The following is a 22,692-nucleotide window of genomic DNA, read 5'->3' on the forward strand; positions in this document are numbered from 1 at the left end:
GCCCGCGACCCGCCCACCGGAGGCGGGGCTGATTGCGGCGACCCATGACAAAAAGCCGCGCACGCTGCGCAAAACGATGCAGCGGGCACGGCTCGTGCGAAGGGGAGCAAAGCCCCCGGGCATTACTTGCGCAGGCCGAGTTTTTCGATCAGCGCGCGATACGAATCCGGGTTGCGGCCCTTCAGGTAGTCCAGCAGCTTGCGGCGGCGGCTGACCATGCGCAGCAGGCCGCGACGCGAATGGTGGTCCTTCTTGTGGGTCTTGAAGTGGCCGGTCAGCTCGTTGATGCGGGCCGTGAGCAGGGCCACCTGGACTTCGGGAGAGCCGGTGTCGCTGGCGGCGCGCTGGAATTGCGCAACGATGTCGGATTTGACGATATCTGCAACAGACATTTTATTCCTCAATGGACAGGCGGCAGCACCGAGGCGCGCTGCCGTGGGATGAAATGAAAACGCCACGCAAATCGTGGCGCGGGGAAGATTATAGCGGATTGCGGCCCGGAACGCGCACATCCGTTCAGGATGGCCCGCTCCCGGCGTCGTCGGCGCCTTCGGCGCTGCGCATGCGCTGCCCCAGGCGGCGCGCCCGGCGCACGCGCCACAGCAGCAGCACCCAGCCCGACAGGCTGTAGAGCACGAACAGGGCGAACAGCACCACCGGCGGATCGCTGGAGACGAAGACGAACACCGCCACCACCACCAGCATGACCCAGAAGGGCACGCTGCGGCCCAGCGCGAAGGACTTGCCGCTGAAGAACGGCGCGTTGGACACCATGGCCACGCCGGCGTAGACCGTCATCGCGAAGGCGGCCCAGGGGATGACGCCGTCGGACAGGGACAGCTTGTTGTCCACCGACAGCCAGACGAAGCCGGCGACCAGCGCCGCCGCCGCGGGGCTGGGCAGGCCCTGGAAGTACTGCTTGTCGACCTTGCCGATGTTGGCGTTGAAGCGCGCCAGGCGCAGGGCGGCGCCCACCACGTAGACGAAGGCGGCCAGCCAGCCCCAGCGGCCCAGGCCCTGCAGCGACCATTCGTACATCACCAGCGCGGGCGCCATGCCGAAGGAAATCATGTCGGCCAGGGAGTCGTACTGCTCGCCGAAGGCGGACTGGGTGTTGGTGAGCCGCGCCACGCGCCCGTCCATGCTGTCGAACACCATCGCCAGGAAGATGGCGATGGCCGCCACGTCGAAGTGCTGGTTCATGGCCTGGACGACGGCGTAGAAGCCCGCGAACAGGTTGGCGGTGGTGAAGGCGTTGGGCAGCAGGTAGATGCTGCGGCGGCGCTGCGGTTCGTCAGGCATGGATTCAGGCTGCTGAGGCGTCATCGCGGGGCGGGACGGGCAGTTCGGCCAGGACCGTGCGGGTGGCCTTGACCTTGTCGCCCAGGGCGACCCTGGGCCGGGTCCCTGGAGGCAAGTATACGTCCACCCGCGAACCGAAGCGGATGAAACCGTAGCGCTGCCCCGCGTACAGCTTCTGCCCCACCTGGGCATGGCACAGGATGCGCTTGGCCACCAGGCCGGCCACCTGCACGGCCGTGACGATGTGGCCGCCGGGCGTGCGCAGCACCATGGCGTTGCGCTCGTTCTCCAGCGAGGACTTGTCCAGGGCCGCGTTGAAGAACCGGCCCGGGAAGTATTCGATGGACTGGACCTCGCCGTCGACCGGGACGCGGTTCGAGTGGACGTTGAACACGTTCATGAAGACGCTGATCTTCAAGGCGGGACGCCCGCCCGCGTAGGGATCGGCCGCGTCCACGACGCAGACGACGCGGCCGTCGGCCGGGCACAGCACCAGGCCCTCGCCCTCCGGCGCCTCGCGCGCGGGATCGCGGAAGAACTGCAGGGCGAACAGCGTGAACACCCAGAACGGGATGGAGACCCAGGGCGACCACCAGGTCACCAGCAGGGAAACGATCGCCGCGCCGGCCAGGATGAGCCAGCCCTCGCGGGCGATCAGGGGATGGGGGTACGGGGGGATTTTCATGGTAGGCGCAAGAATAACCCAATTCGGCATGGGGAGACACGCAAGCGGCATGCCGCCGGACGACGCCGGACGCCGGACGCGGCGCCGGGCCCGCGCCGCGCGCGGACCGGTCCGGCGCGGGGCATGCCCGCTCGCAGACCCGCCGGCGCCCCAACGAAAAACAGCCGGCCCCTCGGCAAGGTGGCCGGCTGTCCGCAGCGTGGAAAGGATCAGTTCTTGGACTGATCCACCAGCTTGTTGGCCGCGATCCACGGCATCATGGCGCGCAGCTTGGAGCCGACCTGCTCGATCTGCGATTCCGCGTTCAGGCGGCGGCGCGAGGTCAGTTCCGGGGCGCCGGCGGCGTTTTCCAGGATGAAGTTCTTGGCGTAGACGCCGGACTGGATGTCGGCCAGGCACTGGCGCATGGCGGCGCGCGTCGCGTCGGTGACGATGCGCGGGCCGGTGACGTACTCGCCGTATTCCGCGTTGTTGGAGATCGAGTAGTTCATGTTGGCGATGCCGCCTTCGTAGATCAGGTCCACGATCAGCTTCAGCTCGTGCAGGCACTCGAAGTAGGCCATTTCCGGCGCGTAGCCGGCCTCGACCAGGGTCTGGAAGCCGGCCTTGATCAGTTCGACGGTGCCGCCGCACAGCACGGCCTGTTCGCCGAACAGGTCGGTCTCGGTCTCCTCGCGGAAGTTGGTCTCGATGATGCCGGCGCGGCCGCCGCCGTTGGCCATGGCGTAGGACAGGGCCAGGTCGCGGGCCTTGCCCGAGACGTCCTGGTGCACGGCCACCAGGTGCGGCACGCCGCCGCCCTGGGTGTAGGTGTTGCGCACGGTGTGGCCCGGGGCCTTGGGGGCGATCATGATGACGTCCACGTCGGCGCGCGGCACGACCTGGCCGTAGTGCACGTTGAAGCCGTGGGCGAAGGCCAGCGCGGCGCCCGCCTTCAGGTTGGCGGCGACTTCGCTGCGGTAGACCTGGGCGATGTTCTCGTCGGGCAGCAGCATCATGACCAGGTCGGCGCCCTTGACGGCCTCGGCGACTTCCTTGACGGCCAGGCCGGCGTTCTCGGCCTTCTTCCAGGACGCGCCGCCCTTGCGCAGGCCGACGACGACCTTGACGCCGGAATCGTTCAGGTTCTGCGCGTGCGCGTGGCCCTGCGAGCCGTAGCCGATGATGGCGACGGTCTTGCCCTTGATCAGGGACAGGTCGCAGTCTTTGTCGTAGAAAACTTTCATGTTGGATACTCCGATTTATTGATTCTGAAACGAGAGGTTGGGATGAGGGGGGGACATGAAATAGCCCCTGCGGACTATTTCATGCCTGAAGCATCCGAGCGGCATGCAAGCCGCGAGACGGGCCGCAGCAGGGGGCTCACAACTTCAATACGCGCTCGCCGCGCCCCACCCCGGAGACGCCGGTGCGGACCGTCTCCAGGATGGCGCTGCGGTCCAGCGCCCCGATGAAGGCGGCGATCTTGTCCTGCACCCCGGTCAGCTCGATGGTGTAGGTCTTGTCGGTGACGTCGATGATGCGCCCGCGGAAGATCTCCGCCATGCGCTTCATTTCCTCGCGTTCCTTGCCGACCGCGCGCACCTTGATCAGCATGAGCTCGCGCTCGACGTGGGGGCCTTCGGACAGGTCCACGACCTTGACCACGTCCACCAGCCGGTTCAGGTGCTTGGTGATCTGCTCGATGATCTCGTCGGAGCCGACCGTGACGATGGTCATGCGCGACAGGGTGGCGTCCTCGGTGGGCGCGACGGTGAGCGTCTCGATGTTGTAGCCGCGCGCCGAAAACAGCCCCACCACGCGCGACAGGGCGCCGGGTTCGTTTTCCAGCAGGATGGAAATCACGTGTTTCATGTCTTATCCCCTCACAGATCCTCGGAACCCAGCAGCATCTCGGTCAGGCCGCGGCCCGCCTTCACCATGGGCCAGACGTTCTCGGTCTGATCGGTGATGAAATCCATGAACACCAGACGGTCCTTGTATTTCGTGAACGCCTCGCGCAGGGCCGGCTCGACGTCGGCCGGCTTGTCGATGCGCATGCCGATGTGGCCGTAGCTCTCGGCGAGCTTGACGAAGTCCGGCAGGGCGTCGACGTAGGATTCCGAATAGCGCGAACCGTACTCGATTTCCTGCCACTGGCGCACCATGCCCAGGTAGCGGTTGTTCAGGCACAGGATCTTGGGCGTGAGGCGGTACTGGCTGCAGGTGGACAGTTCCTGGATGTTCATCTGGATCGAGCCCTCGCCGGTGATGACGGCGACGTCGCGGTCCGGATTGGCCATCTGCACCCCCATGGCGTAGGGCAGGCCCACGCCCATGGTGCCCAGGCCGCCGGAATTGATCCAGCGGCGCGGCTCCGGGAAGGGATAGTACTGGGCCGCCCACATCTGGTGCTGGCCCACGTCGGACGTGACGAAGGCCTGGCCGCGCGTGATTTCCCACAGCTTCTGGACCACGAACTGGGGCTTGATCACCGTGTCGGACGCCTCGTAGTCCAGGCACTTGCGGCCGCGCCAGGCGTCGATCTGCTTCCACCAGGCGTCCAGGCGCCGTTCCGCCACGCCCTGTTCGGCCATGGACTGGGCGTACAGGCCGAGCAGGTCCTGCAGGACTTCCTTGACGTCGCCCACGATGGGCACGTCCACCCGCACCCGCTTGGAGATCGAGGACGGGTCGATGTCCACGTGCACGATCTTGCGCGGCACCTGGGCGAAATGCTTGGGATTGCCGATGACGCGGTCGTCGAAGCGCGCGCCGATGCCGATCAGCACGTCGCAGTGCTGCATCGCCATGTTGGCTTCGTAGGTGCCGTGCATGCCGGGCATGCCGACAAAGCGCTCGTCCGTGCCCGGATAGGCGCCCAGGCCCATCAGGGTCGTGGTGCAGGGCGCGCCGGTCATGCGCACCAGCTTGCGCAGCTCGTCGGCGGCGTCGGCCAGCACGACCCCGCCGCCGGCGTAGATCATCGGACGCTCGGCGGCCAGCAGCATCTGCACGGCCTTCTTGATCTGGCCCTGGTGGCCCTTGGTGACCGGCGCGTAGGAACGCAGCTGGACCGGGGCGCGCGGCGGCGTGTACTTGCACATCGCCACGGAGACGTCCTTGGGGATGTCCACCAGCACCGGGCCGGGACGGCCGGAGCGCGCGATGTAGAAGGCGCGGCGCATGGTCTCGGCCAGGTCCTTGACGTCGCGCACCAGGAAGTTGTGCTTGACGCAGGGCCGGGTGATGCCGACCGTGTCGCATTCCTGGAAGGCGTCCTGGCCGATGGCGTGCGTGGGCACCTGGCCGCTGATCACGACCATGGGGATCGAGTCCATGTAGGCCGTGGCGATGCCGGTGACGGCATTGGTCACGCCCGGACCGCTGGTCACGAGGCAGACGCCGACTTTGTTGGAGGAGCGGGAATAGGCATCGGCGGCGTGGACGGCCGCCTGTTCGTGCCGCACGAGCACGTGCTGGAATTTGTCTTGCTTGTAGATCGCGTCGTAGATGTAGAGGACCGCGCCGCCGGGGTAGCCAAACACATGGTCTACGCCTTCCTCGATCAGACAACGCACGACGATGTCGGCGCCATTGAGTTCCATGATGATTCCTTTCTTGACCCGTATCGAGCACCAAGCGGCCTGATCGGCGGCCCGGGCCAGTCCCGGCGATCCGCGACATGATCCGACGCTGGGCGATTCACGGAATCGCTTTGCCCGGACACATTGCGGGACCAGTCTGCGCCCCTTGGCACAAGACACACGCGCCCATGGGGCGCAACGTGGTGGAAATGGACGCCCCGGACCGCGCTTGTGACACATCCTGGGACATAAAGACGGAAGACGAAAAAAAACCGGGCGTGTGACCCGGGAGCATTCGCCGTATCGGATGGCCGCCATGGGGCCGGCCGATGGGCTAATTTACCGCGTTGCAACATCGGCCGCAAGCGAGCCGGTGCACGGGCCGTGCAAGAGCCGGTGCGCGGGCGGGTCCATGGACCGCTGCAAGGGCCGATGCGAGGACCGGTGCAAGGACCGATACAAGGACCGATACAAGGACCGATACAAGGACCGATACAAGGACCGATACAAGGACCGATGCACAAGCCGGTGCGCGGGCCGGTGCCAGGGTGCAAAGACGCAGCCGGACACCGTTTTTCGCCGCGCACCCGGCCGATCCGGCGGCAATTTTCTATACTGGCGCCATCGCCCCTCCCCTCCTTCCCGGACGCGGCCCGCATGATCTCGCCCACCTCGCAGCTGCAGCGCTTCTTCTACAGCCACTATTTCTTCGGCGGGCTGCGCCAGGCCACGGGCGTGCTGCTGCCGGCCCTGGTGCTGTCCGGCGTCTTCGGCTGGCACGCCGGCGGCTTCGTGGCGGCGGTCGGCGCGGCCTGCGTGGCCATCCTGGACCAGCCCGGCGGCCCGCGGCGCTACGGCATCAACGGCATGTTCGCCGCCCTGTGCCTGGGTTCGGCCACCACGGCCCTGACCGGCCTGGCCTCCAGCCACGTCCTGGCCGTCTGGCTGATCGTGCCCGCCCTGTGCTTCGGCTTCTCGATGCTGACGGTCTACGGCAAGCACGGCGGCCTGCTGGGCTTCGCCTGCCTGCTGATCATGACCCTGACCCTGCGCACGCCGCTGACGCCGGCCGACGTGCTGCAGCACACGCTGACCTCGTTCCTGGGCGGAGCCTTCTACCTGCTCTACAGCGCCGCCGCCCACCGGCTGCTGTGGCACCGCGAAGAACAGCAGGCCCTGTCCGTGGCGCTGTTCGCCACGGCCGACTACATCGCCGCGCGGGCCCGCTTCTACGACGTCCACCAGGACCTGGACGACAGCTACCGCAACCTGATCCGCCGCCAGGCCCTCATGACCGAGGCCCACCAGGCCGCGCGCGACATGGTGCTGCGCGAGCAGCCGCGCGGCACCGCCTCGCGCGCCGACCGCCTGCGCCAGGGGCTGCTGAACCTGTTCGTGGACATGATCAACCTGCTCGACAGCATGGTGGCCACCCACACGGACTACGCCACCCTGCGGCGCGCGCTGCCCGACAGCGACGTCCTGCTGTTCGTGCGCGACGCCATGATGAAGCTCGCCGCCAACCTCGACGGCCTGGCCCTGAACGTGGCGCGCAACCGCCACCACCGGGTGCGCAACAGCGTCAAGGCCGAACTGCGCGCCCTGGAATTCGAGCTGCAGCAGCTGCGCGAGGGCGGCATGCCGCAGTCCGATCCGGAACTCTACGCCCTGCTGGTCCAGGTGCTGCGCCGGCTGCGCAACATGACCCGCCAGGTGGACCGCATGGCCGACCATTCCGTGAACCCGGTCCCGCCGCAAACCGATCCGGAACGCGCGCGCCAGTCGCTGAACCGCTTCCTCACGCGGCAGAAATGGCGCGCGGGGCTGCTGACGCGCAACCTGAACCGCAAGTCCGCGCATTTCCGCTACGCGCTGCGCGTGGCGGTCGCGGCGCTGCTGGCGATGATGGTGGGCGCCCTGCTGGCGCGCACCCCGCTGGTGAACGCGCTGGACCCGGGCATGGCGGGCCACGGCTACTGGATCATCCTGACGGTGCTGGTCATCATGAAGCCCGGCTTCGCGCTGACGCGCCAGCGCAACGGCTGGCGCCTGATGGGCACGCTGATCGGCTGCGGCCTGTCGCTGCCGCTGTTCGCCCTGGTGCACAGCCCCGACGCCTACCTGGTCATCCTGGTGGCCTGCAGCATCCTGGGCTACAGCCTGGTCCAGGTGAACTACACCCTGTCGGCGGTGTTCAATACCCTGTTCGTGCTGCTGGTGTTCCATTTCCTGGCGCCGGGCTCCAACGCCGTGGTGGGCGAGCGCCTGGCGGACACCGTGATCGGCAGCATCCTGGCGCTCACCTGCAGCTACATCCTGCCGTCCTGGGAACGCAACACCCTGGGCGAACTGGCCCGGGCGCTGCGCGCCGCCAACCAGGCCTTCCTGGACAGCGGGCTGGAGCACGTGCGCGCCTGCCGCGCCGCGCGGGCGGCGGGCGCGGCCGACTCTCCGGAGCGCCAGGAAACCGAGGTGCGCTGGAAGCTGGCCCGCAAGAACGTGCACATCGCCTTCAGCAACTTCGCCTCGGCCTTCTACCGCATGATGGACGAGCCCGTCAGCCGCCAGCGCCACGTGCCGGAACTGAACCGCCTGCTGATCCAGAACCACACCCTGGCCTCGCAGATCGCCGCCGTGATCCCGCACCTGGCGCTGATCGACGACGCCCCCGCGGGCATCCGGCAGGCCCTGGCGGCCACGCAGGACGCGCTGGCGGGCCGGGCGGCCGCGCCGCCCAACGTCATCGAGACCGAGGGCGATCACGCCGCCCTCGCCTATCCCCTGCGCCAGATGATCAAGGCCGCGCAGCGCATCGACGAGGAAATGCGGGCGCTGGAAGCGCCGCCGGCCCCGGCGGCCGCGCGGAGCCGGACGGCCGTCTCCGCAGGCTGAGGGCGCGGCCGGGAGCCGGCGGCGCAAGCGGCCCCCGGCCCCCGGCCGACGGCGAAGATGAAGGGATGCCGGCTGGACCGCCCTCAGTCCAGGCCGGCGTACTGCTGCCGCAGCACGTTCTTCTGGACCTTGCCCATGGCATTGCGCGGCAGCGCATCGATCACGTGGATCTTCTTCGGAACCTTGAAATTGGCCAGGCCGGATCTCAGGCCCGCCTGGATGGCGGCCGGATCCACCGACGCCCCGGCGCGCGGCACCACCACCGCCACCACGGCCTCGCCGAAATCCGCATGCGGCACGCCGATCACGGCCGATTCCTGGACGCCGGGCATGGCATCGATGACCATCTCGATTTCCTTGGGGTAGACGTTGTAGCCCCCGGAGATGATCAGGTCCTTGCTGCGGCCCACGATGCTCAGGTAGTCGTCCGGGATGCCCGGCCCGCCCAGCGCGCCGATGTCGCCGGTGCGGAACCAGCCGTCGGCGGTGAATTCCTCGCGCGTCTTTTCCGGCATGCGCCAGTAGCCGGCGAAGACATTGGGGCCGCGCACCTGGATGTGGCCCGGTTCGCCGACCGGGGCCGGCCGGCCGGCGTCGTCCACCACCCGCACGGCCTGGCCGGGCAGCGCCGGCCCCACGGTGCCGGGGATGCGCTCGCCGCGCGCGGCGTCCCAGGGGTTGGAGGCGATCATGCCGGTCTCGCTCATGCCGTAGCGCTCCAGGATGGTCATGCCGGTGCGCGCCTGGAATTCGCGGAAGGTGTCCACCAGCAGCGGCGCCGAGCCGGAGATGAAGAGCCGCATGTGGGCGCAGGTCTCGCGCGTGAAGCGGGGGTCGGCCAGCAGCCGGACATAGTAGGTGGGCACGCCCATCATCAGGGTGCAGCGCGGCAGGTAGCGCAAGGCCTGGTCCACGTCCAGCTTCGGCAGCCAGATCATCCGCGCGCCGGCCAGCAGCGCCCCGTGGGACGCCACGAACAGCCCATGGATGTGGAAGATCGGCAGCATGTGCAGCAGCACGTCGTCGGCGCGCCAGCCCCAGAAGTCCCGCAGGGTGAGCGCGTTGGCGGCCAGGTTGGCGTGCGTCAGCATGGCGCCCTTGCTGCGCCCCGTGGTGCCGGAGGTGTACAGGATGGCGGCCAGGTCGCCGGGGGCGCTGTGCGCGGTCTCGAACGCCGGGTCCATCTTCGCGGCGGCCTCGGCCAGGGAGCCGCCGCCGTCGGCGTTCAGGGTCAGCACCCGGACGGCGCCCCGGGCGCGCGCCAGGGATTCGCACCCGCTTTGGGCGCCGTCCCCGCAGACCACCACGGCGGGCTCGGCATCGCCCAGGAAATAGGCCACCTCGGCCTCGCGGTAGGCGGTGTTCAGCGGCAGGTAGACCAGGCCGGCGCGCAGGGTCGCCAGGTACAGCATCAGGGCCTCGGGGGATTTCTCGACCTGGACGGCGACGCGCGCGCCCGCCGGCACGCCGAACGAGCGCAGCAGCGCGGCCATGCGGCCGCTGATGGCATCGATGTCCGCCCAGCTGTAGGTGCGCCCGGGCGTCTCGATCGCCACGGCGTCCAGGTCGGCGGGGAAGCCGCCCCGCAGCACGGTGTAGAGGTTCGCATTCGCGTCGCGTGCCAATTCATGTCTCCTGTGAGAGCGGCGCGGCGCCGGGCCGCCGCCCGGACCGCCGAACCGCTCAGGCCGGGCGCCGGAACACCAGCCGGTCGGCGGTGGATTCGCGCGGCGCGTAGGCGTAGCCTTCCGCTGCGAAATCGCGCAGGCCCGCGACGGCGTCGATGCCGTGGTCGATGACGTGGCGCGCCATCAGGCCGCGCGCCCGCTTGGCGTGGAAGCTGACGACCTTCCAGGCGCCGTTCTTCTCGTCCTGGAAGACGCATTCGACCACGCGCGCGTCCAGCGCCCGGCGGTCCACGGATTTGAAGTATTCGCCCGAGGCGAGGTTCAGCAGGATGCGCTCGCCGGGCAGCGCGTCCAGGCGCCGGTTCAGTTCGCGGGCGATCCGGTCGCCCCACCAGGCGTACAGGGTGGCGCCCCGGCCGGTGCGCAGCCGCGTGCCCATCTCCAGCCGGTGGGGCTGGATCAGGTCCAGCGGCCGCAGCACGCCGTACAGGCCGCTCAAGATGGCCAGATGGTCCTGCGCCCAGGCCAGCCGGGCGTCGGACAGCTCCGCCGCCCGCAGGCCCTCGTAGACGTCGCCGTTGAAGGCCAGCACCGCCTGGCGCGCATGGCGCGCGTCGGGCGCGTCCACCCAGGCGGCGTAGCGCTGGGCGTTCAGGCGCGCCAGCGCGTCGGACAGGCCCATCAGGGCGGCCAGGTCGTCCGCCGACAGCGTGCGCAGGATCCCGGCCAGTTCGCGCGTCTGCTCGGGAAACACCGGCTGCGACTGCAGCGTCGTGCGCACCGGCGAGTCGTAGTCCAGCTTCTTCGCCGGGGACAGGACCATCAGCATGCGTCGGCCCCCGGGTTCAGCGGGCGGTCCAGCCGCCGTCGATGGACAGCGTGGTGCCGGTCATCTGCGCGGCGGCGTCCGAGGCGATGAACACGGCGGCCTGGCCGAGCTGCTCGGGCGTGACGAATTCCAGCGACGGCTGCTTTTCGGCCAGCAGGTCCTTGGCGGCGGCTTCGATGTCGATGCCCTTCTGCTGCGCCAGCGCCTGGATCTGCTTTTCCACCAGGGGGGTGCGCACCCAGCCCGGGCAGATGGCGTTGCAGGTCACGCCGGTGCCGGCGTTCTCCAGCGCGGTGACCTTGGTCAGGCCGACCACGCCGTGCTTGGCGGCGACGTAGGCCGATTTGTTGACCGAGGCCACCAGGCCGTGAGCCGAGGCGATGTTGATGACGCGGCCGGATTTCTGCTTTTTCATCGCCGGCAGCGCGGCGGCGGTGCAGTGGAACACGGCCGAGAGGTTCAGGGCGATGATGGCGTTCCACTTGTCGACCGGGAAGTCCTCGATCAGGGCGGTGTGCTGGATGCCGGCGTTGTTGACCAGGATGTCGATGCCGCCCAGCGCCTGGATCGACTGCGCGATGAAGTCGCGCGCGGCCTGCGCGTCCATCAGGTCGGCGTTCAGGTAGACGGCCTTGACGCCGAAGTCCTTTTCCAGGCCGGCGCGCTCGCGCTCGATGGCGTCGGCCTCGCCGAAGCCGTTGATGACCAGGTCGGCGCCCTGGCGGGCCAGTTCACGGGCGATGGCCAGGCCGATGCCGCTGGTGGAACCGGTGACGACCGCTTTTTTACCTTTGAGCATGGATGCACTCCTTCCGCAAGATTCGGGAAAACGACCGGTCCAGTGTAACGCGGGACCGCTGAACGGCGCCTTTTGCCACCGGGCCGCCCCAAGGCAAAAGCGCCCCCGTGAGAACCAGCAAGCGGCCGCTGCGCAGCGGGGGGCCCCAGCGTGGGGCACCTTGCGGAACCGGCGGCGGCGCTGCTAACATCGCCCTCATCTGGAGATGGCATTCCTCCACGAAACCGCCGCGCGCGCCGCGGCTGATGATGCCTACGGCCCCCGGCGCACCGCCGGGCCCGTAGGCATTTTTCATTGTCAGACACCGGAGATCGCCATGCCCAGTTCCATCCTCGCCATCTCGCTCGGCGCCTCGCTCGGCGCCCTCCTGCGCTGGGTGCTGGGGCACGCCCTGAACGACGTATTCCCCAATCTGACGCTGGGCACGCTGGCGGCCAACCTGCTGGGCGGCTACATCATCGGCGCGGCCATCGCCGCATTCGGCGGGCACACGGGCCTGTCGCCCCAGATGCGGCTGTTCGTCATCACGGGGTTCTGCGGCGGCCTGACGACGTTCTCGACCTTTTCCGCCGAGCTGGCGGTGATGCTGGAACAGGGCCGGCTGGGGTGGATGGCCACCGCCATCGTCGTGCACGTCGCCGGCTCGCTGGCCATGACGCTGCTAGGCATGGCCACGGTGGCCTGGCTGCGCGCCCTGTCCTGAGACGGGCGCCGCGGCCCGGCCCGCGGGCTCGGCCGGGACAACCTCCGAGGCGCCCCGCACGGGCGCCCCAGGCCCGCGTCCCGGCCCCTTCGGTCAGCCAGCGCTGCCGGCCGCCCGCGCCGCCTTGCGGCTCGCCAGCCAGCGGCCGAGCACGACGACCAGCAGCGCGCCGGCGGCTTCCACGGCCAGCTTCAGCGCCGTGGAGGGCGGGCCCAGGCGATCCGTGACGACGACGTCGGTGACGAGCATGCCGCCCGCGATCCAGCCCAGCAGTCCGGCGCCGAAGGTGACCACCAGCGGATAGCGGTCGATGAGCTTCAAGACCAGCGTGCTGCCCCAGATGATGATGGGCACGCTGACCAGCAGCCCGAAGATCACCAGGCCGAGCTGGTGATCGAGATGGGCGCCCTGGGCCGCGCCGGCGATGGCGATGACGTTGTCCAGGCTCATGACGAAGTCGGCGACGAGGATCGTCTTGACCGCTGCCAGGACCGAGGCGCCTCCGGCGATCTTGCCGTGTCCGCCGTCCTCGGGCAGCAGCAGCTTGATGCCGATCCACAGCAGCAGCAGCGCGCCGACGATCTTCAGGAAGGGGATGTCAAGCAGCGTCAGGGCGAAGGCGATCAGCGCCACGCGCAGGATGATGGCCCCGGCGGTGCCCCACAGGATGCCCTGCATGCGCTGCGCGCGCGGCAGGTTGCGGCAGGCCAGGGCGATGACCACGGCGTTGTCGCCACCCAGCAGGATGTCGATCAGGATGATCTGGAAAACGGCCGCCCAATGGAGCGTCTGAAGAAATTCGAGCATGGGTCCCCCGGTTGCGGGTAGTCGGTTGTCGGAAAAACCGCCGGGAGGATCGGGCCATCTGCATGGCGGGAAGACGAACCTTGCCCTGGGCGGCAAGGTCTTGCTCGCAACCGGATCCGTTCGCTGGATCCCGGGCTGCCCGGGCACCGGGCGCCGCGCAAGCGCGAGACGCCGTCATGACGATGCCGCGGAAAGTGAGCTACTCCCCTTGAGGAGCGGATTATAGACGAATTGCGCCCGTGCGCGGGCTTGCGCTGCGTCAGCCGGGCGCGCGCGGCCGAACCGCACAGGACCCCGGGCCTGGGATAAGATGGGGGGAACGCAGCACAGATTCCACCACACCACGAGGGAGTTTCGTATGCCGGGCCGTATTGCCATCCACCTCAACGACGACACCGTTTGCGAACGCCGCATGGACATCGGCCTGCGGCTGGCCAGGGAGCGCGAGGCCGAAGTCGTCGGCGTCTACCCCTCCGCCAGCGTCGCCGGCCTCCAGCAGGATGAAAACATCCTGCCCCAGGACATCCGCAACAGCCTGCGCAAGCGGCGCGACGAGCACCGGGAGGCCACCCGCACGCTGTTCCTCGACAAGGCCCGTGAAGCGGGCGTGCGGGCCCACTGGCGCGCGCCCCACGGCGACTCCGAGGACGGCCTGACGATGCACGCCCGCCACTGCGACCTGCTCCTGATGAGCAAGGCCGACCCGAACGACAACCTGTCGGCGCTGCGGCCCAATCTGCCGGAATCCGTGGTCATGGCCTCGGGCCGACCGGTGCTGCTCATCCCCAACTTCGGCCCCATCGACACCATCGGCCGGCGCATCCTGTTCTGCTGGGACCAGCGCCGCGAGGCCGCGCGCGCCTTCTCCGACGCCGCGCCGCTGCTGCGCCACTGCCAGGCGCTCGTCGTGCTGGAAATCGACCGCGACGACAAGCTGATGCGCGAGCGCGACATCCACGAGGACGACTTCTCCGACTACTGCGTCAGCCTGGGCTATCCCAAGCCCCGCCACCTGCTGAAGGACAGCAAGGGCTACGGCGTCGGCAACGTCATCCTGAACACCGCCACCGACACCGACACCGACCTGATCGTCATGGGCGCCTACGGCCACAGCCGCATGCGCCAATGGATCATGGGCGGCGCCACCAGCACCCTGCTGGCCTCCATGACGGTGCCGGTGCTGCTCGCCAACTAGATGGAAAAAGGACGGGCGGATCCTCGTCCGCCCGCCGGAGCTTCATTTGCTGCACAGGTTTGAACGTCTGCTCGACCCGTTCCCGCCCGAGGACGCGCCGCTGCCGCCCCAGGGCCTGTTCCCCTTTCTGTGGGCCTGCACGCGCGGCACGCGGCGCTACATCGCCGCCCTGGCGGCGCTGAGCGCGGCCGTCTCGATCTACGAGGCCTGGCTGTTCGCCTTCCTCGGCCAGGTGGTGGACCTGCTGGCCGCCTGGCAGACGGGCACGCAGGCCGCCGCGCACGTCCAGCGCGTGCTGTGGGGCATCGCCATCGTGCTCGTCGCCAGCATCGCCCTGGTGGCGCTGCGCACCACGATGCAGCACCAGGTGCTGGCGATCAACCTCCCCCTGCGGCTGCGCTGGGACTTCCACCGGCTGATGCTGCGCCAGAGCCTGTCCTTCTTCTCCAACGAGTTCGCCGGCCGGGTCACCACCAAGGTCATGCAGACCGCCCTGGCGGTGCGCGACGTGCTGCTGACCTTCAGCGAGATCGTGCTCGGCATCGGCGTGTATTTCTTCACCCTGATCGCGGTGGCGGGCGGCTTCGACGGGCGGCTGATGCTGCCCTTCATCGGCTGGCTCGCGCTCTACGGGCTGGCCATGGCGTATTTCGTGCCGCGCCTGGGCAAGGTCGGGCAGGAGCAGGCCCACGCCCGCTCCTCGATGACCGGGCGCGTGACCGACGCCTACGCCAACATCGCCACCGTCAAGCTGTTCTCGCACACCCGGCGCGAGGCCCGCTTCGCGCGCGCCGCGATGGAGGACTTCCAGGACACGGGCTACCGCCAGATGCGCCTGGTCAGCCAGTTCGAGATCGTCAACCAGACGCTGGTGGCGGGCCTGATCCTGTCGGCGGGCGGCTACGCCCTGTGGCTCTGGCAGGGCGGGCACGTCGGCACCGGCGCGGTCGCCGCGGTCACGGCCATGGCCCTGCGGGTCAACGGCATGTCGCACTGGATCATGTGGCAGATGGCCACGCTCTTCGAGAACATCGGCACCGTGCAGGACGGCATCGCCACCCTCACCCACCCGCCGAAGGTGCTGGACGCGCCCGATGCGCGGCCCCTGGAAGTGCGCCGCGGCGAAGTGGTCTTCGAGGCGGTGTCCTTCAACTACAACGGCGAACGGCAGGTGTTCGACGGGCTCGACCTGACCGTGCGCCCCGGCGAGAAGATCGGCCTGGTCGGGCGCTCCGGCGCCGGCAAGTCCACGCTGATCAACCTGCTGCTGCGCTTCTACGACGTGGACGGCGGCCGCATCCTGATCGACGGCCAGGACATCGCCCACGTGACGCAGGACAGCCTGCGCGGCGCCATCGGCATGGTGACGCAGGACACCTCGCTGCTGCACCGCTCGATCCGCGACAACATCGCCTACGGGCGCCCCGACGCCAGCGACGCGGAGATCCGCGCGGCGGCGGTCCGCGCCCAGGCCGACGAGTTCATCCGCGAACTGGGCGACCCGGGCGGGCGCACGGGCTACGACACCCTGGTGGGCGAGCGCGGCGTCAAGCTCTCCGGCGGCCAGCGCCAGCGCGTCGCCATCGCCCGCGTCATGCTCAAGAACGCGCCGATCCTGCTGCTGGACGAAGCCACCAGCGCGCTGGACTCCGAGGTCGAGGCGGCGATCCAGGAAAGCCTGGACGAAATCATGCAGGGCAAGACGGTGATCGCCATCGCCCACCGCCTGTCCACCATCGCCGCCATGGACCGGCTCGTCGTCCTGGACGAAGGCCGCATCATCGAGCAGGGCAGCCACGCGGAACTGCTGGCGAAGGACGGCACGTACGCGCGCCTGTGGCGCCACCAGAGCGGCGGCTTCCTGGCGCAGGAGCCCGACGAGGCCCTGGAAGCGGCGTCGTGACGCTGCGCGGATTCAGCCGTACGCGCGCACGAAGAACGCCACCGTGATGGCGATCGTCAGGGCCAGCGTACCGTAGCGGACCACCGGCCCCGGGATGCGCCTGCCCACGAGCGCCCCGGCGTAGCCGCCCAGGCTGGCGGTCACCAGCATGACGGCGGTGGCCGGCCAGTCCACGGCGCCGGCGGCGATGAAGATCAGCACGGCCATGGTGTTGGCCGCCGTCACCATCAGCACGCGCGGCCCGCTCATGCGCTTGAGGTCGTGCGCGCCCAGCAGGCCCCACACCGCCACCATCATGATGCCCACGGCGCCGCCGAAGTAGCCGCCGTAGGCGCCCAGGCAGAACTGCAGGCACAGCACCACCGCGCGCGGCAGGCGGCAGCGGGTGCGCACCCATTCCCCGATCCGCCGCCCGAACCCCAGGGCGAACGTCGCCATCAGCAGCAGCCAGGGCAGCGCCGCGTCGAAGGAGCGCGAGGGCAGGGTCAGCAGCAGCAGCGCCCCCGCGATGCCGCCCAGCACCGTCACGATCAGCAGCGGCCGCAGGGGCACCTCGGCCACCCCCGAGAGATTGTCGCGGTAGGCCCAGGCGCTCGCCATGCTGCCCGGGTACAGCGCCACCGTGCTGGACGTGTTGGCCAGCACCGGCGGCACGCCGGCCGCGATCAGCGCCGGCAGGCTGACGAAGGAGCCGCCGCCGGCCAGGGCGTTCATGGCGCCGGCCATGAAGCCGGCGCCGGCCAGCAGCCACAGGGAGTCCATGCGCCTATTTCCCCGCCCGCAGCACGATCCGGGTGATCTCGGACGGCCGCCCCAGGCGGATCGCCAGGCCGTTCCACAGGCCCGTGCCGTTGCTGACGTACAGCTGCATGGGCCCCACGCGGTACAGGCCGGAGACGTAGCCCTCGTTGGCCCACTGCGTCAGCAGGTGCGGCCCCAGGATCTGCCCGCCATGCGTGTGGCCCGACAGCTGCAGCGCCACCCCGGCCTGCGCGTGCCGCGCCGCGCCCTCCGGGCGGTGGGCCAGCAGGATCACCGGCACGCCCGGCGGCAGGCCTTTCAGGGCCGCGTCCAGGTCGGGCCGCGGCTGGCCGAACGACGCCGCCTGGCGGTCCGTGATGCCGGCCACCGCCAGCGCCGCGTCGCCGCGCCGGATGACGACGTGGGCGTTTTCCAGCATGTCCAGGCCCAGCGCCCGGTAGGCGGCCATCCAGCGCCGGTAGTCGGCGTAGTATTCGTGGTTCCCGGGGATCGCCAGCACGCCGTCGCGCGCCCGCAGGTCGTGCAGGGGGCGCACGTCGGCCGCCCGGGCCTCGGGCGAGCCGTCGGCCAGGTCGCCCGTGATCACCACCAGGTCGGCGTCCAGCGCATTGGTCTTCGCCACCACGGCGGCCACCCAGGGCTCGGGCAGCAGGCGGCTGACGTGCAGGTCGGTCAGCTGCACGACGCGGTAGCCGTCGAAGGCCGGCGGCAGGCCGGGCACGGTCAGCTCCAGGTCCTTGACGTCCGGCACCCGCACCGCCTGCCAGGTGCCGATGGCCGACAGGACCAGGGCCAGCGCCCCCAGGGACAAGTTCAGCGTCCGCCCGACCAGCATGGCCCGCCCCGCGCCGCGCGCGAACAGGAACACCAGCCCCGCCGCCACGTCGCGCAGCAGCAGGAGCATCGCCAGCAGCAGGAGCGCGCCGAAGGCCCAGCCCAGGCCGACGAGGATGTCCTGGGGCAGCTCAGGGGAAGCCAGCGAGCCGAAGAAGCTGCGGACGATCCAGTGGTACTGGGCCACCAGGAGAAGCACGCAGGCCAGCGCGGCGCGCGCGCCGATCCCCCACGGCAGAGGCCAGACGAAGCGCACCAGCACGTACAGCCAGATGGTGCCGGTGATGAGCGGCAGCAAAGTACCCATGGATCGAAGCGGAATGCGGTAAAGGCGTCATCTTAACAACAACGCCGCCGCGGCCCCGTTCAGGAGTCTCCCAGGGCCCGGTTGACGCGCTCGGGCTCCACGGCCGACACGCCTTCGACCCGCGCCAGGCCGGGCACCCGGTCTTCCTCGATGCTGCCGGCGATGACGCCCACGGCGACCAGTTCCCGCTCCACCGCCAGCCCCGCCTGCCGGCAATGCTCCACGACCAGGGGATAACGGTCGCGCCACGTCTCGCGCACCAGGACGGTCAGGCGGATCCGGGCCATGTCATGCCTCCGCGGGCGCCCGCGCCAGGCCGGCGCCCACGTCGCGGGCGGGGTCGCTCAGGGCCTGCGCGGACTGCGCCAGCCGCTCGCCCAGGCGGGCGGCGCGGGCGGCGGGATCGGCCTGCGCATGCAGCGCGGCCACGCCCGCCACGAACGGCGTGGCCATGCTGGTGCCGCTGATGCGGTGGTGCAGCTCCGGCGCGGGCCAGGCCGAAAGGACATCGACGCCGGGCGCGGCGATGTCCACCTCGCCGCCCTCGCCCGCCAGGCCGCCGCAGGAGAACGGCGCCACGCGCAGCGCCTCGTCCACGGCGGCCACGGCCAGGATCGAGGGGCAGTTGGCCGGATGGCCCACCGGCGCCACGGATTCCGGGCGATGGCTCTCGTTGCCCGCGGCCGCCACGATCAGGGTGCCGGCCGCCAGCGCGCGCCGGGCAACCGCCTCGAACACGGCCGAATGGCCCTGGCCCGGCTCCACGGGACTGCCCAGCGACATGGAAACGATGTGGCAGCCGTGCTCGACGGCCCAGTCGATGCCTTCCAGGATGCCGCCGTCGCCGCCGCTGCCCTCGTCGTTCAGGACCTTGCCCACGTACAGTTCCGCCTCGCCGGCCACGCCGTAGCGCGGCTGCGCGGCGGGGGCCGCCGGGCCGGCGGCGATGCCCGCGCAATGCGTGCCGTGGCCGTTGCCGTCCTGCACGGACTGGCCTTCCACGAAGGAGCGCGTCTCGATGGCACGGCCGGAGAAATCCGGGTGGGACAGGTCCAGGCCGGTGTCCAGCACCGCGATGCGGATGCCCTTGCCGGTATAGGGCGAGACATCGGCGCCGACCGCGCGCACGCCCCAGGTCGCGCCGGAGCCGGCCTGGCCGCCGGACCGGCTGCCGCTCCGGCCGCGCCCGGCGCGCCCGCCTCCGGCCGGCGCGTCCCCGGCCTGGCCGCACACGGGCGCCCGCATGCGGAAACCGGCGGCGATGGCGTAGACCGTCCGCTCGGGCTCGACGGCCAGGATGGTGCCGTCGCCAGCCGCCGCCGCCTCGGCCAGGCGCTGCCCGACCTGCTCGGTGCAATGCACGCGCGCGGCGCCGATGCGTTCAAAGACCAGGGCGCATGGGGCTTGCCGCGTAAAAGCCGCCATGGCGGCCTCGTCCGAACGGCTGACCACGGGCACCCGGGTCAGCTCGGCGAGTGTCCGGACGCTTCCCGCGGGGTCGTCGGACCGCAACAGGACGAGATAGCGCCGCGTTCCGGCCTGGTCCGTGGACTGTGTGCTGGGCATGGCTTCCTCGCTGCCGGCTGAGGGGATGTTCCACCTTAGCACGGCGGCCGCCGCCGTCCGGCTCCCCGATACGCGCGCTTGCAACATGAAGGATCCTGCCACGTCCGGGGCTACCGCTCCGCTCCACGGGCGGGTCGGCCGTCCCGCCCTGCTGCCCTGCCCCGCTATCCTGCGGCGCTACCTTGCCCGGCTACCTTGCCCTGCCGCGCCGTTCTGCCTCGCCGCGCTACTCCCCGCCTCGCCAGCATGAACCGCGGATGAATGCCGGCTTCACCGCCGATTCAGGCGCCGGATCCCATACTGCCTCCATCGCCGAACCGTTCGGCCATGCGAATGATGAACATGGAACCCCTCATGAAAACCCGGCACCTGCTGCTCGCCTTCCTCGGCATCCTGACCCTGGCGTGGTCCTGGGACGCCTTCTTCCTGAACCCCATCGCCGGCGACGCCCCCTGGGTCGCCCGCACCCAGGCGATCTACCTGACCGGCGTCTGGTCCATGGGCCTGATGTCCCTGGTCATGATCCTGGCCACCCGCCCCGCCTGGCTCGAACCGGCCCTGGGCGGCATGGACCGCATCTACCGCTTGCACAAGTGGGCCGGCATCCTCGCCATCGGCCTGGGCGTGGCGCACTGGCTCATCAAGCTGAGCAAGGGGGTGATGACCGGCCTGATCGGCGCCGCGATCCAGAAGCCCGAGAAATTCCCCGCCCTGGATTTCCTGCAGCCCGGCCACGGACTGGCCAAGGACGTCGGCGAATGGGTCATCTACGCGCTCATCGCCTCGCTGGTGGTCACGCTGTGGAAAGCCTTTCCCTATAAGTCCTGGCGCATCCTGCACCGCGTGATGCCCGCCCTCTATCTCGCCCTGGTGTTCCACACCGCCGCCCTGACCCCGGCCAACTGGTGGCTGCAGCCCCTGGGCCTGATCATGGGCGCGCTGATGCTGGGCGGCAGCGTGGCGGCCGTCCTGGCCCTGGGCCAGCGCATCGGCACCCGCCGCCGCCACGCCGGCCGGATCGAATCCGTGCGCGCCCTGCCCTCGGGCATCACCGAAGTCGAATGCGCGATGGACGCCGGCTGGCCCGGCCACCGAGCGGGCCAGTTCGCCTTCGTCACCTTCGATGCCGCGGAAGGCGCCCACCCCTTCACGATCGCCTGTGCCGACCAGCCGGGGGCGCGGCGCCTGTGCTTCCAGATCAAGGCCCTGGGCGACTACACCAACGGGCTGGCGCGGCACCTGCGCCCCGGCCAGCCGGTGCAGGTGGAAGGCCCCTACGGCCGCTTCGACCACCAGCGCGGCGGCGCCAGCCAGGCCTGGGTCGCGGGCGGCATCGGGATCACGCCGTTCCTGGCCTGGCTCGAATCGCTGCAGGCCCAGCCCGAACGGGCGCCGTGCGTCCAGCTGCACTACTGCGTCCGGGACGCCGCGCACGATCCCTTCGTCGAGCGCCTGCGGCGCCTGTGCGCCCCCCTGCCCCGGATCACCCTGCACGTGCACGACGCCAGCGCGGGCCAGCACCTGGACGCCGAGACCCTGCGGCGCGACCACGCCCAGGCCGGCGGCACACTCGACGTCTGGTTCTGCGGCCCCGCCGGGCTCGCCCACAGCCTGGAGTCCGGCCTGCGCTCCCTGGGCCTGGGAGACGTGTCGGTGCACCGGGAGGCGTTCGAGATGCGGTAACGAGAAATATCGTATAATGCTGGACTTGGCCGGGCCTCACCCGGCCATCGGACATCACCGGCGCAATGGCAGAGTGGTGATGCAGCGGATTGCAAATCCGTGTACGTCGGTTCGATTCCGGCTTGCGCCTCCAAATGAAATCAAGGACTTGCGTTTATGGCGTAGGTCCTTTTTTCGTTTGGGTGCCAACGAAGTGTCAACCGGTGGCGGGCAACGGCCAGGCAGTGGCAGGCTGTGGCGGTTGTTGACACTCGAGGGGCGCTTGGTGCTGGGTGCGGTTGCGGTCTCATATCACAATGGAACCTTAGAGACAAATTTGAGTCCTATGTGATAGAGTCGTGGTACTGCGCTGGTTGGGGGAGCTCTCCTGCAAGTCCTCCGAAGCGCCGAATCTCGTATGTGGATAACTGACCTTCTTGTCTGTTTCCGCTCTTTCGCTGTGCGCGAAACATACCCAAAAATTAGGCTATCCACAACCAGATTAGCGATTCTGGAGCGGTTCGTGCGTCAGAAAATGGTGGTGAGGTTAAAAATGCAAAATCAGAAAAGAGTACAAGTCGGCTTAGTCCGATTCGTTGTCGAGGGCGCAGCCCAAGATAGCGCGCGCTCTCTGGATTTGCTGCGAGACATCGAAACAACCGTCGAAGTCAACGCAATGCTATCTGAGCTGTTCGGAACGGTGGCGGAACGCTGCAAGACGGCCACCCGGGCCATCTGCGCCAAAGACGTGCATGCTGCAAACGAACCGATTGATGATGACGGCGGCCGACTCCACGACATTTTCGACCACGCAATGAGCGTTTTTGAAAGCCTGTATGGCATCATCTCCTCGCGACAAAAATCTGCCATAAGCGATCGATCCCTGCGTCCCGATGACGGAGTTGTTGAGTCCTTTGAACAAGTGCTGATAAACCTAAAAGACGCTCACGATTCTCTCAACGAGATGCTGTGGGCAGTTCTTGAGCACGACGCGAATCTATCTCCTTTATCCGGGAAAGGTCCATTCACGTCCGTAGCGGACCTAATGGCGGCGATCAAGTCCTGATTCAATGGGGCGCGTTCAGATAGACGCCATAGACTACCGTGCGTCGTTCAAGCAGGATCTTTTCAAGGCGCCATCAGATGTGCAGCGTGCCGTCCCGAGGGTTCTGGCACTGCTACTGCAAAACCCGCAGCCGGCAAAATTGCGTCTCCACTCCCTGCAAGGATGTTTCGACCCAAGAATCCTCAA

The 22,692-nt window shown here is 69.1% G+C and carries 20 protein-coding genes, 1 tRNA gene and 1 riboswitch; of the genes, 7 read left to right on the forward strand and 14 right to left on the reverse strand.

Annotated features, from left to right (window positions below; all coding sequences use genetic code 11):
* Nucleotides 1–122: 122 nt before the first annotated feature.
* The 6 genes from rpsO to BN940_RS13380 form a co-directional block, all read right to left on the reverse strand.
* Complete coding sequence (gene rpsO, locus BN940_RS13355; RefSeq protein ID WP_043683847.1) at nt 123–392, reverse strand: 30S ribosomal protein S15; 270 nt, start codon at nt 390–392, stop codon at nt 123–125.
* A gap of 124 nt (nt 393–516) precedes the next feature.
* Nucleotides 517–1,326 (reverse strand): CDP-diacylglycerol--serine O-phosphatidyltransferase, encoded by an 810-nt coding sequence (pssA, locus tag BN940_RS13360; protein ID WP_052355863.1) that lies wholly within the window; start codon nt 1,324–1,326, stop codon nt 517–519.
* Nucleotides 1,307–1,987 (reverse strand): phosphatidylserine decarboxylase, encoded by a 681-nt coding sequence (locus BN940_RS13365; RefSeq protein ID WP_043683849.1) that lies wholly within the window; start codon nt 1,985–1,987, stop codon nt 1,307–1,309. Before BN940_RS13365 ends, pssA begins: the two co-directional genes overlap by 20 nt.
* Before the next feature lie 209 nt (nt 1,988–2,196).
* Nucleotides 2,197–3,213 (reverse strand): ketol-acid reductoisomerase, encoded by a 1,017-nt coding sequence (ilvC, locus tag BN940_RS13370; RefSeq protein WP_043683851.1) that lies wholly within the window; start codon nt 3,211–3,213, stop codon nt 2,197–2,199.
* 136 nt (nt 3,214–3,349) lie between these two features.
* Nucleotides 3,350–3,841 (reverse strand): acetolactate synthase small subunit, encoded by a 492-nt coding sequence (gene ilvN, locus BN940_RS13375; RefSeq protein WP_043683853.1) that lies wholly within the window; start codon nt 3,839–3,841, stop codon nt 3,350–3,352.
* An 11-nt stretch (nt 3,842–3,852) separates the two neighbouring features.
* Nucleotides 3,853–5,574 (reverse strand): acetolactate synthase 3 catalytic subunit, encoded by a 1,722-nt coding sequence (locus BN940_RS13380; RefSeq protein ID WP_043683855.1) that lies wholly within the window; start codon nt 5,572–5,574, stop codon nt 3,853–3,855.
* Nucleotides 5,575–6,210: 636 nt separating this feature from the next.
* Here BN940_RS13380 and BN940_RS13385 point away from each other — a divergent pair.
* Complete coding sequence (locus BN940_RS13385) at nt 6,211–8,445, forward strand: FUSC family protein (RefSeq protein WP_043683857.1); 2,235 nt, start codon at nt 6,211–6,213, stop codon at nt 8,443–8,445.
* Between the two features lie 83 nt (nt 8,446–8,528).
* Here the strand turns inward: BN940_RS13385 and BN940_RS13390 are convergent, their stop codons facing one another.
* Genes BN940_RS13390 through BN940_RS13400 form a run of 3 tightly spaced genes read right to left on the reverse strand, consistent with a single transcriptional unit; the run spans nt 8,529 to nt 11,701 of the window.
* Nucleotides 8,529–10,070, reverse strand: coding sequence for a malonate--CoA ligase (locus BN940_RS13390; RefSeq protein ID WP_043683858.1), 1,542 nt, complete (start codon nt 10,068–10,070; stop codon nt 8,529–8,531).
* A 58-nt stretch (nt 10,071–10,128) separates the two neighbouring features.
* Nucleotides 10,129–10,902, reverse strand: a complete 774-nt coding sequence (gene yaaA, locus BN940_RS13395; RefSeq protein ID WP_043683859.1) for a peroxide stress protein YaaA — start codon at nt 10,900–10,902, stop codon at nt 10,129–10,131.
* A gap of 16 nt (nt 10,903–10,918) precedes the next feature.
* Complete coding sequence (locus BN940_RS13400) at nt 10,919–11,701, reverse strand: 3-hydroxybutyrate dehydrogenase (RefSeq protein ID WP_043683860.1); 783 nt, start codon at nt 11,699–11,701, stop codon at nt 10,919–10,921.
* A 192-nt stretch (nt 11,702–11,893) separates the two neighbouring features.
* A riboswitch (Fluoride riboswitch) is annotated at nt 11,894–11,963 on the forward strand.
* Between the two features lie 54 nt (nt 11,964–12,017).
* On the opposite strand from BN940_RS13400, the gene crcB reads away from it, so the two are divergent.
* Entirely contained in the window at nt 12,018–12,404 is a 387-nt protein-coding gene (crcB, locus tag BN940_RS13405) for a fluoride efflux transporter CrcB (protein ID WP_043683862.1), read from the forward strand.
* Nucleotides 12,405–12,497: 93 nt separating this feature from the next.
* On the opposite strand, the gene BN940_RS13410 is transcribed toward crcB, so the two are convergent.
* Nucleotides 12,498–13,211, reverse strand: coding sequence for a TerC family protein (locus BN940_RS13410; protein ID WP_043683864.1), 714 nt, complete (start codon nt 13,209–13,211; stop codon nt 12,498–12,500).
* 358 nt (nt 13,212–13,569) lie between these two features.
* On the opposite strand from BN940_RS13410, the gene BN940_RS13415 reads away from it, so the two are divergent.
* Nucleotides 13,570–14,406: a universal stress protein gene (locus BN940_RS13415; protein ID WP_043683867.1), complete on the forward strand. Its 837-nt coding sequence runs from the start codon at nt 13,570–13,572 to the stop codon at nt 14,404–14,406.
* 46 nt (nt 14,407–14,452) lie between these two features.
* The gene (locus tag BN940_RS13420) at nt 14,453–16,309 is read left to right on the forward strand and encodes an ABC transporter ATP-binding protein (RefSeq protein ID WP_043683872.1); all 1,857 of its coding nucleotides are present in this window, start codon (nt 14,453–14,455) and stop codon (nt 16,307–16,309) included.
* Between the two features lie 12 nt (nt 16,310–16,321).
* Here BN940_RS13420 and BN940_RS13425 read toward each other — a convergent pair whose 3' ends face one another.
* Genes BN940_RS13425 through BN940_RS13440 form a run of 4 tightly spaced genes read right to left on the reverse strand, consistent with a single transcriptional unit; the run spans nt 16,322 to nt 19,778 of the window.
* Entirely contained in the window at nt 16,322–17,071 is a 750-nt protein-coding gene (locus BN940_RS13425) for a sulfite exporter TauE/SafE family protein (protein WP_043683877.1), read from the reverse strand.
* Nucleotides 17,072–17,075: 4 nt separating this feature from the next.
* Complete coding sequence (locus BN940_RS13430) at nt 17,076–18,212, reverse strand: metallophosphoesterase (RefSeq protein ID WP_043683879.1); 1,137 nt, start codon at nt 18,210–18,212, stop codon at nt 17,076–17,078.
* Between the two features lie 59 nt (nt 18,213–18,271).
* Nucleotides 18,272–18,499: a hypothetical protein gene (locus tag BN940_RS13435; RefSeq protein ID WP_043683881.1), complete on the reverse strand. Its 228-nt coding sequence runs from the start codon at nt 18,497–18,499 to the stop codon at nt 18,272–18,274.
* Nucleotide 18,500: 1 nt separating this feature from the next.
* Nucleotides 18,501–19,778 carry a S8 family serine peptidase gene (locus BN940_RS13440; protein ID WP_043683882.1) on the reverse strand — a complete coding sequence of 426 codons (1,278 nt, stop codon included), beginning with the start codon at nt 19,776–19,778 and terminating at the stop codon, nt 18,501–18,503.
* A 354-nt stretch (nt 19,779–20,132) separates the two neighbouring features.
* Here BN940_RS13440 and BN940_RS13445 point away from each other — a divergent pair, with 354 nt between their 5' ends.
* The 3 genes from BN940_RS13445 to BN940_RS19070 all read left to right on the forward strand — a co-directional run bounded on the left by BN940_RS13445 (nt 20,133) and on the right by BN940_RS19070 (nt 22,506).
* Nucleotides 20,133–21,461 carry a ferredoxin reductase family protein gene (locus BN940_RS13445; protein ID WP_043687273.1) on the forward strand — a complete coding sequence of 443 codons (1,329 nt, stop codon included), beginning with the start codon at nt 20,133–20,135 and terminating at the stop codon, nt 21,459–21,461.
* A 59-nt stretch (nt 21,462–21,520) separates the two neighbouring features.
* Nucleotides 21,521–21,594: transfer RNA gene (locus BN940_RS13450), tRNA-Cys, on the forward strand.
* Nucleotides 21,595–21,963: 369 nt separating this feature from the next.
* Nucleotides 21,964–22,506, forward strand: a complete 543-nt coding sequence (locus BN940_RS19070; protein ID WP_148304969.1) for a hypothetical protein — start codon at nt 21,964–21,966, stop codon at nt 22,504–22,506.
* Nucleotides 22,507–22,692: the final 186 nt, after the last annotated feature.

The sequence above is a fragment of the Castellaniella defragrans 65Phen genome (genome assembly GCF_000612685.1).
In the GTDB taxonomy this organism is placed as follows: domain Bacteria; phylum Pseudomonadota; class Gammaproteobacteria; order Burkholderiales; family Burkholderiaceae_B; genus Castellaniella; species Castellaniella defragrans.

Bases quoted from the DNA above. Each gene is read 5' to 3' on its own strand.
- rpsO (WP_043683847.1), bottom strand. From the start codon at position 392: ATGTCTGTTGCAGATATCGTCAAATCCGACATCGTTGCGCAATTCCAG.
- BN940_RS13415 (WP_043683867.1), top strand. From the start codon at position 13,570: ATGCCGGGCCGTATTGCCATCCACCTCAACGACGACACCGTTTGCGAA.
- BN940_RS13425 (WP_043683877.1), bottom strand. From the start codon at position 17,071: ATGGACTCCCTGTGGCTGCTGGCCGGCGCCGGCTTCATGGCCGGCGCC.
- crcB (WP_043683862.1), top strand. From the start codon at position 12,018: ATGCCCAGTTCCATCCTCGCCATCTCGCTCGGCGCCTCGCTCGGCGCC.
- yaaA (WP_043683859.1), bottom strand. From the start codon at position 10,902: ATGCTGATGGTCCTGTCCCCGGCGAAGAAGCTGGACTACGACTCGCCG.
- BN940_RS13430 (WP_043683879.1), bottom strand. From the start codon at position 18,212: ATGGGTACTTTGCTGCCGCTCATCACCGGCACCATCTGGCTGTACGTG.
- BN940_RS13380 (WP_043683855.1), bottom strand. From the start codon at position 5,574: ATGGAACTCAATGGCGCCGACATCGTCGTGCGTTGTCTGATCGAGGAA.
- BN940_RS13400 (WP_043683860.1), bottom strand. From the start codon at position 11,701: ATGCTCAAAGGTAAAAAAGCGGTCGTCACCGGTTCCACCAGCGGCATC.
- BN940_RS13440 (WP_043683882.1), bottom strand. From the start codon at position 19,778: ATGCCCAGCACACAGTCCACGGACCAGGCCGGAACGCGGCGCTATCTC.
- BN940_RS13410 (WP_043683864.1), bottom strand. From the start codon at position 13,211: ATGCTCGAATTTCTTCAGACGCTCCATTGGGCGGCCGTTTTCCAGATC.
- BN940_RS13435 (WP_043683881.1), bottom strand. From the start codon at position 18,499: ATGGCCCGGATCCGCCTGACCGTCCTGGTGCGCGAGACGTGGCGCGAC.
- BN940_RS13445 (WP_043687273.1), top strand. From the start codon at position 20,133: ATGAAAACCCGGCACCTGCTGCTCGCCTTCCTCGGCATCCTGACCCTG.
- BN940_RS13385 (WP_043683857.1), top strand. From the start codon at position 6,211: ATGATCTCGCCCACCTCGCAGCTGCAGCGCTTCTTCTACAGCCACTAT.
- ilvN (WP_043683853.1), bottom strand. From the start codon at position 3,841: ATGAAACACGTGATTTCCATCCTGCTGGAAAACGAACCCGGCGCCCTG.
- BN940_RS13365 (WP_043683849.1), bottom strand. From the start codon at position 1,987: ATGAAAATCCCCCCGTACCCCCATCCCCTGATCGCCCGCGAGGGCTGG.
- ilvC (WP_043683851.1), bottom strand. From the start codon at position 3,213: ATGAAAGTTTTCTACGACAAAGACTGCGACCTGTCCCTGATCAAGGGC.
- pssA (WP_052355863.1), bottom strand. From the start codon at position 1,326: ATGACGCCTCAGCAGCCTGAATCCATGCCTGACGAACCGCAGCGCCGC.